Below are 12,983 nucleotides of genomic sequence, written 5' to 3'. Positions count from 1 at the left end.
CCCCCGGCCCGGCGAGGAGAGGTCCACTGCCTCCCGCCGGACGACGGCCGTCGCGACGGCCGGCCCCGTACCGCACGGGGCCGGCCGTCGCGCCGTACGCTCACCGCGCGGTGCCGTGCGGTTGCCGTGCCCGTTTCCCCACGCGCCGCTGCCCGGCCGCTACGCGCGCAGAACACCGGAAACCGCCCACGCCCCTGCCGCGCCGCCCCCGCCCCGCGCCCCCGCGCCCCACGCACCGGCCCGCGACGGGCACCGCCCCCAGAAACGGACCGCAGAAACGGGACCGCAGAAACGGGACCGCAGAAACGGACCGGAGAAACAGACCACGGACCGTAGAACAGGCCATGGAAACGGAAGGGCCCGCGGACGCCGGGGTGGGGCGTCCGCGGGCCTCGTCCCCCCCCCGCACTCTGGGGGGAGTGGTCGTGCGGGGAGTCAGAGGGGGCGGCGGAAGCCGCGCAGGGCGGCGACGGCACCGCCGACGGCGATCACCGCACAGATCGCCACGGCCGGGATCGCGTGGTCGAGGCCGGGCACGTCCAGCGCCAGCGCCCGCGTCGCGTCGATCGCGTACGTCAGCGGATTGACGCTCGCGACCGCCGCCAGCCAGGCAGGCAGGTCCTCGACCGGGACATACGCGCTGGAGGCGAACATCAGCGGGAAGATCACGATCAGCGCGAGGTTCTGCAGCGGCTCCGCCCGCCGCAGCCAGGCGCCGGCCGCGATGAACGCCCAGCCGAGCGAGAAGCTGATGAACAGCGTCAGCCCCGCGGACAGCGCCAGTTCGGCCAGGCCGCCGTTGGGCGAGTAGCCGAGCACGGTCATCGCCAGCACCATGATCACCAGCACTTGGACGGCGCTGCGCACCAGACCGACCAGGCTGCGGGCGGCCAGCAGCGCCCCCGGGTGCACCGGCAGCGACCGCAGCCGGGCCACCATGCCGTTCTTCTGGTCCTCGACCAGACCGACCCCGGACTGCATCGCCGACTGGGCGGCGTTGTCCACCAGGACGGCGGGCAGTACGTAGTCCAGATAGCTGACCCCGTCGGGGAAGTGCGGCGGCATGCCCATCTTGCTGAACACCTGGGTCAGCACGAACAGGATGACCACCGGCTGGATCAGACCGAAGAGCACGATGCCCGGATCGGTCACCATGGCCCGCAGCGACCGGCCGGTCAGCACCCGCACCTGGGTGAGCAGCGAACTCCCCCCGAACGCGGGCGCCCGGCCGGCCCCGGCGAGGGGCGCCGCCGGACGGGGCGCAGGAGTGAGCTGAGTGGTCACGGGTTCCTCCAGGAGAGACGTTCGGCCGGTGCTCGGGGCTCCCGGCCCGGTGCGGTCCGGGACCCTCACGCGGAGGTCCGGGACGCGGACTGCTCGGCGAGCGTCAGATACACGTCGTCGAGGGTGGGTTCGCCGAACGTCAGCTCGGTGGCCTCGACCCCCACCTGGTCCAGGGCGCGGATGACGTCGGCGATCTGCCGGGTGGCGTCGATGGGCACCACGAGGGTCCACGCCCGCCCGCCCGGCCCGGGGCCGTCCGCCGTCGCGGTCTCGCCGGTCACCGGGGCGAGTCCCGCGGTCCGCAGGGCCGCACCCGCCCGCTCCCGGTCCTCGGCGCCGGCCAGGGTCAGCGTGACCGTGCGGCGGCCGACGGTCGCCTTCAGCTCGTCGGCGGTCCCCGCGGCCACCACCCGGCCCGAGGAGAGCAGCACGATGGAGTCCGCCAGCCGGTCGGCCTCCTCCAAGTACTGCGTCGTCAGCAGCACGGTCGTGCCCTGTGCGACCAGCCCCTCGACGATCTCCCACAGGTTGAGCCGGCTGGACGGGTCGAGCCCGGTCGTCGGCTCGTCCAGGAAGATCACCTCGGGTGTGCCGACCAGCGACACCGCCAGGTCGAGCCGGCGCCGGAGCCCGCCCGAGTAGGTGCTCGCCCGCCGGTCGGCGACATCCGTCAGCCGGAACAGCTCCAGCAGTTCGTCGGCGCGCCGCCGGGCGGACCGGCGCCCCGCGCCCAGCAGCCGGGCGATCAGCATCATGTTCTCGCGACCGCTGAGCTGCCCGTCGACCGACGCGAACTGTCCGGTCAGCCCGATCCGGCGGCGGATCTCGACGGGATCGCGCATCACGTCGTACCCGGCGACCCGGGCCTGTCCGGAGGTCGGTGGCAGCGCCGTGGTCAGGATGTTGACCAGGGTGGTCTTCCCGGCGCCGTTGTGCCCGAGGAGGCCCAGGACCGTGCCGCGCGGCACGGTCAGGCTCACCGAGTCCAGGGCGGGGACCTGGCCGAACGCCTTGGTGACGGCGTGCGCCTCGATCATCGGGTCGCCGCTGGACGCGCCGGACACCGGGTCCGGCTCGGCGAGTGGGGGCAGGACGAGCCCGCTCATCAGATGTACTCCCGCTGGTGGGTCTGCGTGGGGTGGACGGCCCGTCCGGTGCCCGCGGTACGGGCGTTGCGGGGGGCCGGGACGGGCGACGGGTGCCGCCCGGAACGCCGGACGACGGCACGGGGGCGGCGCGGACGGATGCCCGCGCCGGGCACGACGGCCGCCGCCGCGGTCACCGGGCGCCGCCGTCGGCGCCGTCCAGGAGACGGAACAGGTCCTCGTCGGACGCGGCGTCCACGTTCAGCGGTACGGCACCGGAAGCGGCGTCGCCGCCGGCCGGGGCCCAGCGGCCTGCCAGGGCGCGCAGCCGGGCTCCGGTGTCCGCGTCGACGGCGGCCCCGGCGAGCAGCAGCTCCTCCAGCTCGTCCACCAGGGACGCGGCGTCCGCGCGGCGCGCGGGGCCGAGGCCGCGCAGGGTGTCGCACACCAGCCGGGCCACGGCGGCCGGGGAGGGATGGTCGAAGACCAGGGTCGGGGGCAGCCGCACCCCGGTGGCGGCGGTCAGCCGGTTGCGCAGCTCGACCGCGGTGACCGAGGTGACGCCGAGTTCGGTGAACGACAGGTCGGCGGCGGCGTCCGCCGGCAGCGCGGCCCCGGCCACCGCCGCCAGTTCCGTCCGCACCAACTCGGTGACCAGGGCCTTCGCCTCGTCCTCGGACAGTTCGGCCAGCCGCCGGGCGAGCCGCTGCCCCGCGTCCCGGTCGGGTTCGGCGCCCGAGGCGGCGGGCCCGGCGGACACGGCCGCCGTCGGCACCGAGGCCAGCCAGTAGCTCTCGTGCCGGAACGCGTACGTCGGCAGCGGCACCGCGCGTGCCCCCGGCAGCACCGCCGCCCAGTCCACCGGCAGACCCCGCGCGTGCAGCCGTACGGCCGCCGCGAGCGCCGCCCGCTCCTCGTCGTCCTCGCCGCGCAGTACCGGTTCCACGGCGGGCGCGGTGCCCGTCACCGGCTCGCCCACGCACTCCTCGACCATCGGGGTGAGCGCCGCCTGCGGGCCCAACTCCACGTAGACGGCGGTCTGTTCGGCGGCCAGATGGCCGACCGCCTCGGCGAACCGCACGGCGTGCCTGGCGTGCCGCACCCAGTGGTCGGGGTCGGCGGCCTGCTCCGCGGTCAGGGGCCTGCCGGTCACCGCGGAGACCAGCTCGATTGCGGGCGCCCCGAACGCGAGGGTGGCGACCGTGGCCCGGAACTGCGCGAGCATCGGCTCCATCAGCGGCGAGTGGAAGGCGTGGCTGACCGCGAGCCGGCGGGTCCGGTGCCCGGCGGCCGACAGCCGTGCGGTGAGCGCCTCCAGCGGCTCCGCGGAACCCGAGAGGACCACCGAGCGCGGCCCGTTGACGGCCGCCACCTCGACGGCGCCGGCGTGCTCCGCGAGCAGCGGCAGTACCTCCGCCTCGGAGCAGCGGACCGCGACCATCGCGCCCCCGGGCGGCAACGCCTGCATCAGCCGGCCGCGCGCGGCGACCAGCGAGCAGGCGTCGGCGAGCGACAGCACGCCCGCCACATGGGCGGCGGCGATCTCGCCCACCGAGTGCCCCACCAGACGGGCGGGGACGACACCCCAGGACTCCAGCAGCCGGTACAGGGCCACCTCGAACGCGAACAGCGCGGGCTGCGCGTACCCGGTGCCGTCGAGCAGAGCGGCCGTGTCGCTGCCGGCCGCGGCCCACATGACCTCGGTCAGGGACCGCTCCAGCAGCGGGTCGAGGGCCGCGCACACCTCCCCCAGCGCGGTGTCGAACACCGGGAAGGCGGCGGCCAGGCCCCGGCCCATCCCCGGGTGCTGGCTGCCCTGCCCGGTGAACACGAACGCCGGGCCGGTGACGGCCGCGACCGGGCCGCGCCCGGCGGCGCCTGGGCTCTCCCCGCGGGCGAACGCCTCGGCCGCCGCGCACAGCGCGTCCCGGTCGCCGCCGGTCAGCACCGCCGTACGCGGGTGCAGGGCGCGGGTGGTGAGCAGGGAGTACGCGAGGTCGCGGGCGCAGAGCCCGGGATGCGCCGCCGCGTGCGCGGCCAGCCGCCGGGCCTGACCGCGCAGGGCGTCGTCGTCGCGGGCGGACACCAGCCAGGGCACGGGGGCGCCGGACTCCGCGGTGGGGCGCGGGGCGGTGTCCTCGGCCGGGGCCTCCTCCAGCACCAGGTGGGCGTTGGTGCCGCTGATGCCGAACGACGAGACCCCGGCGCGGCGCGGGCGGCCCTCCTCACGGGGCCAGGGCCGCGCCTCGGTGAGCAGCCGCACGGTGCCCGCCGACCAGTCGACCCGGGAGGTCGGGGTGTCCGCGTGCAGGGTCCGCGGCAGCAGGCCGTGCTCCAGCGCAAGCACCGTCTTGATCATGGCGGCGGCCCCGGCGGCGGCCTGGATGTGGCCCAGGTTCGACTTCACCGAGCCGAGCCACAGCGGCCGGCCCTCCGGCCGGTCCCGTCCATAGCTGTCGAGCAGCGCCTCGGCCTCGATGGGGTCGCCGAGCGCGGTCCCGGTGCCGTGCGCCTCCACCACGTCGACCTCCGACGCGGCGATCCCGGCGTCGGCGAGGGCCTGCCGCACGACCCGGCGCTGCGCGCGGCCGTTGGGGGCGGTCAGCCCGTTGGAGGCGCCGTCCTGGTTGACGGCCGAGCCGCGGATCACCGCGAGGACGGGGTGACCGTGGCGACGGGCGTCGGACAGCCGCTCCAGTACGAGCAGACCCGCGCCCTCCGACCAGGCGGCGCCGTCGGCGCCCTCCCCGAACGACTTGCAGCGGCCGTCGGGGGACAGGCCCCGCAGCCGGGAGAAACCCGTGAAGGCGGCCGGGGTGGACATCACGGCGACCCCGCCCGCGAGCGCCAGGTCCGACTCGCCGGACCGCAGGGAACGGCAGGCCAGGTGCAGGGCGACCAGCGAGGAGGAGCACGCGGTGTCGACGGTGAGCGCGGGGCCGCTCAGGCCGAGGGTGTAGGCGATCCGGCCGGAGAGCGCGCCGCCCGCGGTGCCCACCGGCAGCAGGCCCTCCAGCTCGCCGGACGGGTCGCAGGCGCCCGCCGCGTAGTCGTGGTACATCGCGCCGGTGAACACCCCGGTGCGGCTGCCCGCGAGGCTGCCGGGATCGACGCGGGCGCGCTCCACGGCCTCCCAGGCGACCTCCAGGAGCAACCGTTGCTGGGGGTCCGTGGCCAGGGCCTCCCGCGCGGACATGCCGAAGAACCCGGCGTCGAAGTGGGCGGCGCCCCGCAGGAAGCCGCCCTCGCGGGCCACGGAGGTGCCGGGCGCGTCGGGGTCGTCGCCGAACAGCGCGTCCAGGTCCCAGCCGCGGTCCTCGGGGAAGGCGCCCACGGCGTCCACGCCCTCGCGCAGCAGCTCCCACAGGGCCTCGGGGGAGGCGGCGCCGCCCGGCAGCCGGCAGGCCATCGACACGATCGCCACGGGCTCCCCGTCCACGGCCGCCGCGGATGCCGGTCCGGGCTCCTCGTACGGCTGGTTCAGTCCGGCCAGTTCACGGGCCAGGGCGGACGGGGTGGGGAAGTCGAACGCCACCCCGGCGGGCAGCGGCAACCCGGTCGCCTCGGCGAGCAGATTGCGCAACCGCACGGAGGCCACGGAGTCCAGCCCGTGGGCGCGGAACGTGGTGTCCGGTCCGATCGGCTCCACGACGCCGCCCGTCCCGGGGGTACCCGCCGGGGCGAGGCTGGTCTCGGCGTCGCCCGCGTGACCGGCTTCCGCCCCGGTGCCATCCGTCTCCGTGCCGCCGCCCGTCCCTGCTCCACCTGCCCCCGCCCCCTGCGTGCCCGCTCCCCGTGCCCCCGCCCCGTCCCGGTCGCCGACCGCCGTCAGGACCTCGGCGACCGATGCCACCACCAGTTCCAGGGCGGCCGCGAGTCCGGGCCGGGGAGTTCCCTCGGGGACGGCGACGGGGCGCTCGGCGTCCTCGGCGAGCAGGGCCTCCAGGGCACGCCGGTTGATCTTCCCGGCGGGGGTACGGGGCAGCGCGGGCAGCACCACAAGCTCCAGCGGGATCTTGTACTCGGCCGTGCCCAGCCCGCGCAGGAACGCGGTGGCCTCCGCGAGGCTCACCGTGCCGCGCCCGGCGCCGCTCCCGGCGGGGGCGTCGGCGCCCCGCTCGGTGACCACCAGCACCGGAAACTCGCCGAGCCGCGGGTCCGGCTTGGCGACCACGGCCAGCGGTCCGACACCCGGCAGATCCGCCAACAGGGCCTGGATCTCCACCGCGTTGAACTTGCGGCCGCCCACGTTGATCAGCTCGGCGGACCGGCCGTGGAAGACGATCCGCCCGTCCGCGTCGACCGCCGCCAGGTCCCCGGTGCGCAGCCAGCCGTCCTCGGACACCACCGACCGGGTCAGCTCCGGTTCCCCGTAGTAGCCGCGGAACATGCTCGGGCTGCGGTAGTACAGCTCGCCCGGCACCCCGGTCGGGCAGGGCCGGCCCTCCTCGTCCAGGACGCGCATCTCGGCGTCCCGGGTCGGGCGGCCCACCGTGCGGGAGACCGCCTCGTGCGGGTCCGCGGCGAGGCTGCTCGTGCCGTTGCCGGCCTCCGACATGCCCCACACCACCACCAGCGTGGTCCGCAGCGCCTCCCGCACCTCGCGCACCAGCGCCGGCGGCAGCGCGGCCCCGGCCGTGAGCACGCGCGCGGGACGGAACCCGGCGCCGCCCGTCTCCCGTACCCGGGCGACGACGTCGTGCAGTTGGGCGGGGACCGCGACGACCACGTCCGGACGCTCCCGCCGGGCCAGCTCCAGGAACCGGTCGACGTCCCAGCCGGACAACAGCACTTGGCGGCCCGCCCTAAACAGCGCCGAGTACGCCGACTGCAACCCGAAGCAGTGCGTCAGCGGACAGGCCGTGATCACGGTGCCGGCGAAGGCGCCGGCCGAGTCCTGTGACGCGGCACGGGAGTTGGTGAGCAGCCCCTCGTGCGAGTGCAGGCAGACCTTGGGCCGTGCGGAGGTCGTCCCCGACGACGGCAGCAGCACGAACGGGGAGTCGGGCCGCACGTCCACCGGCTCCGGGCGCCGCCCGGCCCAGCGTTGGAGCAGCCCGTCCACGGTCTCCGTGCCGGCGGCGGTGTCCCCGGTGACCAGGACCGCGCGCAGTGCGGGCAGGGCCGCACGCAACGCCGTTTCGCCGAGGGGGCCTTCGCCGTCCTGGGTGCGGGCGGGCAGCGCGACGGCGGCCGGCCCGATCCGATCGAGGAGGGCCCTCACGTCGGAGGCGGCGTTGCCCTGGTGCACGGGCATCGTGACCGCTCCGACGGTGGCCGCCGCCAGATGCAGGCTCAGACAGGCGCGGCTGTTGGGCAGATGGAGGGCCACCACGTCGCCCGGGACCACGCCGGCCTCCTGGAGGCCGCGGGCCAGCGCGTCCACCTCGGCGCGCCACTCGTGCCAGGTCAGTGAGTGGTCCCCTTCGACCAGGGCGACGGCGTCCCCGCCGCGCCGTACGGCCTCGGCGAACACCGCGGGCAGGGTGAGCCCGTCCAGGGACCGGCCGGTGGCGCCGGGCGGATCGGTCAGGTAGTCGTGTGCGTGGACGGGCACCATCACTCCCGGGAAGTCGAGCGTCGCCGCCGTACGGGGACCGCTCCAGGCTCTTGCCGCTCGGGCCGGGTTTTCCCTAGAGATCGGACCCGCCGCAGCGGGGGAGACCGGTGCCCCGCCGGCGCCCGCCGCCGACGAGGCCCCGGACAGCCGTGGCGGGTGCCGGTCAGCCCGGCAGCGGCACCTCCGACAGGTCCCCGGGCCGCGCGTCCCCCTGGTCGCCGGGCGCAGCACGGCCCGGGAAGGTGGTGCCCAACAGCCGCAGCAGCGGGGTCGCCTTGACCGCCGTCTCCTCGAACTCCGCGGCCGGGTCGGACAGGGCGATGATCGCGCCGCCGACGCCGTAGCGCAGCCGGCCGCCGCTGAGCACGACCGTGCGGATCACGATGGACAGGTCCACCGCGCCGGTCAGCGAGAAGTAGCCGATGGCGCCCGAGTAGACGCCGCGCGGGCCGCCCTCCAGCCGGTCGATGATCTGCATGGTGCGGATCTTCGGGGCGCCGGTCATCGACCCGCCCGGGAACGCGGCCCGCACCGCGGCGACCGGGCTGCTGTCCGCGCGCAGCCGGGCCCGCACGGTGCTGACCAGCTGGTGCACGCTCGCGTACGTCTCCACCTGGAACACCGGGTCGGCGACGACCGACCCGACCTCGGCGCAGCGGCCCAGGTCGTGACGGACCAGGTCGACGATCATCAGGTTCTCGGCCCGGTCCTTCTCGCAGGTCGCCAGGGAGTGCGCGAGCCGCGCGTCCTGCTCGGGGGTGGCGCCGCGCGGCCGGGTGCCCTTGATCGGCTTGGACTCCATCCGTCCGTGCCGGTCGATCCGCAGGAACCGCTCGGGCGAGCTGCTGAGCACCGCCATCTCGCCGAAGTCCAGGAACGCGGCGAACGGCGCGGCGCTCACCCGCCGCAGCGACCGGTAGGCCTGCCACGGGTCGAGGTCGGTCTCGGCCTCGGCCATGTTGGTCAGGCACACCTCGTAGCTCTCGCCCGCGGCGATCTCCTGCTGGCACACGTCGATCAGCTTCAGGTAGGCGTCGCGGTCGTGGCGCAGCTCCACGGGCCGGGTGACGCCCTCGGGCACCGGTGGGCAGGGCGCCGGCTCCCGCCCCGCGACCGCGTCCAGCGCGGCGGCGGCCCGGTCGAGCCAGTCCAGGGCGGCGCGCTCGTCGCCGTCCTCGGCGAGGGCGAGCAGATGGCCGGTGCCGGTGCGGTGGTCCACGACCAGGGCCCGGTCGGTGAAGACCAGCACGGCGTCCGGGTCGGGGGAGCGGTGGGCGGCGTCGCCGTCGCACTCCGCCTTGAGTTCATAGCCCAGGCAGCCGACCCAGCCGAGGGCGAACTCGAAGGGCAGCTCGGGCACTTCGGTGCGCAGCCGGGCCAGGTCGTCCTCCAGCCACGCCAGGAACGGGCTCTCGACGGTACGGCTGCCCGAGGCGTCGGTGACGGTGACGGTACCGGCCTGGACATCGGCCTTGGCGACGCGGGCCAGCGGGCCGGAGGCGTCGCCCATCACGGACAGCCGGCCCAGCCGTCCGCCGGGGCGGCTGCTGTCCAGCCAGAAGGGATGGTCGCCGGTGCGGAAGAGGGTGTCGAAGGCGACCTCGGGGTCCCAGGCGACGGGCAGCGGCCGGGACAGCACCCGCAGCCGCCGCACCTCTCCGGACACCTCCCGGGCGCCGGTGCCCCCGACGACGGCGCCGGCCCGGTCCGCCGCACCGGCCGTCGCCGGAACCCGTACCGCTTGCGCGGACGTTGCGCCCGCGCTGGACCGGAGGGCGGCGTGGTGCCGTTCGGTGAGCCGGCGGAAGTTCTCCAGCAGCCGGTGCCCCTCCTGGGTGCCGATCGACTCGGGATGGAACTGCACGCCCCACAGCGGCAGCGTGCGGTGGCGCAGAGCCATCACCACGCCCTCCGGCGACCACGCCGTGGCCTCCAGCTCCGGCGGCAGGTCGGTGACCGCGAGCGAGTGGTAGCGGACCACCTCCAGGGGGAGCGGCAGCCCTTCGAACAGCCCGGTGCCGTCGTGCCGTACGGCGGAGGTGCGGCCGTGCCGCGGCTCCGGGGCCCGGCCCACCCGCGCCCCGTGCGCGAGCGCCATGCCCTGGTGGCCGAGGCAGACCCCGAGCACCGGCAGCGGCGCCTGCGCGGCTATCTGCGCGCAGAGCCCGAAGTCGGCGGGCCGGTGCGGGGTCCCCGGGCCGGGGGAGAGCACCACGTTGTCGAAGGCGTCCAGCAGGCCGGGACGCCAGCCGGGGTCGTCGTTGCGGATCACCTCCGGCTTTTGGCCGTTGACCCGTGACAGATAGTGGAACAGGTTGTAGGTGAAGGAGTCGTAGTTGTCGACGAGAAGTGTGCGCATGGTGTCCTGTCCAGAAGGCGCGTGAGCGGAAAGTGACGTGGGGGGCGACGGACGGGGTCGGCGTCCGGCCTGTGCGGGCTCTCCGGTGGTGTGCCGGCCACGGCGCCCCGCGAAGGGCGGGGCCGCGGCCGGGGATCCAGCGCCTGCCCGGGTGGCGGCCGGTGCGCCACCCGGGCCGGACGCTCAGGCGGCGGGTGCGGTCCGGGCGGCGCGGAGGGCGTCCTCGATCTCGCCGTTGACCGCCTGGAGGTGCTGGGTGAGGAAGAAGTGGCCGCCCCCGAACACCCGCAGCCGGAACGGCCCCGTGGTGTGGTCCGCCCAGCGCTCCGCCTCCGCGACCGTGGTCAGCGGGTCGTCCTCACCGGTGTGGACGGTGATGCCGCAGCGCACCCGGCGGTCGGCCGGGCACGTGTACGTCTCGATGGCCCGGTAGTCGCCGCGCAGCGCGGGCAGCGCCATGCGCAGGATCTCCTCGTCGCCGAGCACCCCGGCGGCGGTGCCGTTCAGCCGCTTCATCTCCGCGACGATGCCGTCGTCGTCCCGCAGATGGACCTCCTCGGAGCGGGTCGTGGAGGGCGCCCGCCGCCCGGAGGCGATCACCGTGCGCGGACCGGCGTCCTTCTGCTCCAGCCGCCAGGCCGTCTCGAAGGCGAGCGCGGCGCCCATGCTGTGCCCGAAGAAGACGGTGGGCCGCTCGTCCAGGGCGAGCAACTGCTCGGTGATCAGGTCGGCCAGCGTGCCGAGGTCGCCCACGCAGGGCTCCTTGCGGCGGTCCTGGCGCCCGGGGTACTGCAACGACACCACCTCGGTGCCCGGCGCGAAGCGTGCGGAGACCGGGTGGTAGAAGCTCGCGGAACCGCCGGCGTGCGGGAAGCACACCAGCCGGACCGCGTCGGGGTCGGCCGGGTGGTAGCGCCGCAGCCAGAGAGCCCCGGATTCGTCGGCGGTGGTCACGGTGGGTGTCCCTTCGGTGGTGATCGGCGGGTGGTGAGACGGCGGATACGGCCGTACGGCGGGCGTGGTCGGCGCCCGCCGCGGGCCGTGCGGGACCGGTGCGGCCCGCACCGGACGGCCCCCCGCGGCCCGCCCGGTGCGAGATACGGGGGCCGGGCCGGTCGCGGAGGCCCGGAGCACCGCCGTACCCGGTCCGTGACACCCGGCGGGCGGCACGGACGCTCGTGTGCGCGGCGCGGCACCGCGCACGGTCAGTCCTCGTGGACGGTGACCGAGCCCGAAGGGCACAGGTCGCCCGCGGCGCGCACCGCGTCCCGGTCCCCCGCGTCGGGCTCCTCGCGCAGCAGGACGACGACGCCGTCCTCCTCCTGGTCGAACACGTCCGGCGCGTTCAGCACGCACTGGCCCGCTCCGACGCACTGCCCGGTGTCGACGGTGACTCGCATGATGGCTCCTCGATGGGGTGGGACCGCGGGCGGGTGAGGGGTGCCGCCGGGACCGTCCGGCGGCACCCCGTGCCGGTGGCTACCAGCGCACCGGCAGCTCATGGAGTCCGAACAGGATCCCCTCGTACTTGAAGGCGAGCCGGTCCTCGGGAACGGCCAGCTCCAGCGTCGGGATGCGTTCGAACAGTCTGCTGTAGGCGACCTCCATCTCGACCCGGACCAGGTTCTGCCCCAGGCACTGGTGGATGCCGTACCCGAAGGCCATGTGCCGCCGCTCGGAGCGGTCCGGGTCGAAGGCGTGCGGGCAGGAGAACGCCTGGGCGTCGTGGTTGGCGGCGGCCAGCAGCGGCACGATGCCCTCGCCCTTGCGGATGGTCTGCCCGGCGATCTCCACGTCGTCCACGGCGACCCGCAGCGCCACCATGTCGGCCACCGAGTGCAGCCGCAGCAGCTCCTCCACCAGCCGGGCGTTGCCGATCCACTCGCGGTGCGAGAGCAGGGTCACCACGCCGAGGCCGATGTTGTTCGCGGTCGTCTCGTGCCCCGCGATCAGCAGGAGCAGCAGCACGCCCGACAGTTCCTCGTCGCTCAGCTCCCCCGTCGACAGGAGCCTGCTGATCAGGTCCTCGCCGCGCCACTTCTTCTTCACGACGACGAGCCGGTTGATGTACCGCAGGAGTTGCCGGGTGGCCTCGGCGCGGTCCTCGTCGGTGGAGGAGCGGATGGCGACCAGGGTGCGGGTGCGGGACTCGAAGAAGTCGCGGTCCGCGGAGGGCACCCCGAGCAGGGAGGAGATGACCAGGGACGGCACCGGCAGCGCGAAGTCGTCGATGAGGTCGGCGGTGTTGCCTCGGGCCAGCATGGCGTCGATCCGCTCGTCCACGGTCCGTTCGATCGCCGGGCGCAGCTCCCGGATCCGGCGCACCGTGAACTCGGGGATGAGAACCTTGCGGAACCGGTCGTGCTCGGGGGAGTCCAGGCCGACGAACCAGCCCGGTATCTGGTCCTGCTTGGGCACGCCCATGGTCTCGCCGACGTTGGGGAAGCCCTCGTTGTCGGGATTGGCGCTGATCCCCGGGTGGGTGAGCACCGTGCGCACGTCCTCGTGCCGGGTGACCAGCCAGACCGGCCGCCCGTTCGGCAGGTACGTCTGCACCAGGCCGTTCTGTTCGCGGTGCCGGGCGTACTGGGACAGCGGCAGCGGCTCCTCGGGCGTGCGCCGCGGGAAGTCGACCACCGTGGGGCCGGTGCTGGTCGTCATGTCCGCTCCTCATTTCTCTGCCTGCGGTTGTCTG

The 12,983-nt window shown here is 75.3% G+C and carries 8 protein-coding genes; all 8 read right to left on the bottom strand.

The genetic code is table 11. The annotated features are described in order from the left end of the window. Positions 1-435: 435 nt before the first annotated feature. The 8 genes from AC4IHM_RS03395 to AC4IHM_RS03360 all read right to left on the bottom strand — a co-directional run bounded on the left by AC4IHM_RS03395 (position 436) and on the right by AC4IHM_RS03360 (position 12,949). Positions 436-1,284 carry an ABC transporter permease gene (locus tag AC4IHM_RS03395; RefSeq protein WP_490865591.1) on the bottom strand — a complete coding sequence of 283 codons (849 nt, stop codon included), beginning with the start codon at positions 1,282-1,284 and terminating at the stop codon, positions 436-438. Positions 1,285-1,349: 65 nt separating this feature from the next. Then, positions 1,350-2,390, bottom strand: coding sequence for an ATP-binding cassette domain-containing protein (locus tag AC4IHM_RS03390; protein ID WP_490865590.1), 1,041 nt, complete (start codon positions 2,388-2,390; stop codon positions 1,350-1,352). Continuing rightward, complete coding sequence (locus AC4IHM_RS03385) at positions 2,390-2,566, bottom strand: hypothetical protein (protein WP_490865589.1); 177 nt, start codon at positions 2,564-2,566, stop codon at positions 2,390-2,392. Before AC4IHM_RS03385 ends, AC4IHM_RS03390 begins: the two co-directional genes overlap by 1 nt. Then, a complete protein-coding gene (locus tag AC4IHM_RS03380; protein ID WP_490865588.1) occupies positions 2,563-7,929 on the bottom strand; it encodes a type I polyketide synthase in 5,367 nt (1,788 codons plus the stop codon). The genes AC4IHM_RS03385 and AC4IHM_RS03380 overlap by 4 nt, the downstream gene beginning before the upstream one ends. A gap of 163 nt (positions 7,930-8,092) precedes the next feature. Continuing rightward, on the bottom strand, positions 8,093-10,288 hold the full coding sequence (pabB, locus tag AC4IHM_RS03375; protein WP_490865587.1) for an aminodeoxychorismate synthase component I: 2,196 nt from the start codon (positions 10,286-10,288) through the stop codon (positions 8,093-8,095). Positions 10,289-10,471: 183 nt separating this feature from the next. Next, a complete protein-coding gene (locus AC4IHM_RS03370; protein WP_490865586.1) occupies positions 10,472-11,242 on the bottom strand; it encodes a thioesterase II family protein in 771 nt (256 codons plus the stop codon). Positions 11,243-11,493: 251 nt separating this feature from the next. Continuing rightward, complete coding sequence (locus tag AC4IHM_RS03365) at positions 11,494-11,688, bottom strand: ferredoxin (protein ID WP_490865585.1); 195 nt, start codon at positions 11,686-11,688, stop codon at positions 11,494-11,496. Positions 11,689-11,767: 79 nt separating this feature from the next. Next, on the bottom strand, positions 11,768-12,949 hold the full coding sequence (locus AC4IHM_RS03360) for a cytochrome P450 (protein WP_490865584.1): 1,182 nt from the start codon (positions 12,947-12,949) through the stop codon (positions 11,768-11,770). Between the last annotated feature and the right edge of the window lie 34 nt (positions 12,950-12,983).

The sequence above is a fragment of the Streptomyces sp. SL06 genome (genome assembly GCF_058244745.1).
This window is presented reverse-complemented; position numbering and strand designations above follow the sequence as displayed.

What these genes read in the sequence shown, in the direction of transcription:
- AC4IHM_RS03390 (WP_490865590.1), bottom strand. Translation starts at nt 2,390, where the DNA reads ATGAGCGGGCTCGTCCTGCCCCCACTCGCCGAGCCGGACCCGGTGTCC.
- AC4IHM_RS03360 (WP_490865584.1), bottom strand. Translation starts at nt 12,949, where the DNA reads ATGACGACCAGCACCGGCCCCACGGTGGTCGACTTCCCGCGGCGCACG.
- AC4IHM_RS03365 (WP_490865585.1), bottom strand. Translation starts at nt 11,688, where the DNA reads ATGCGAGTCACCGTCGACACCGGGCAGTGCGTCGGAGCGGGCCAGTGC.
- AC4IHM_RS03380 (WP_490865588.1), bottom strand. Translation starts at nt 7,929, where the DNA reads ATGGTGCCCGTCCACGCACACGACTACCTGACCGATCCGCCCGGCGCC.
- pabB (WP_490865587.1), bottom strand. Translation starts at nt 10,288, where the DNA reads ATGCGCACACTTCTCGTCGACAACTACGACTCCTTCACCTACAACCTG.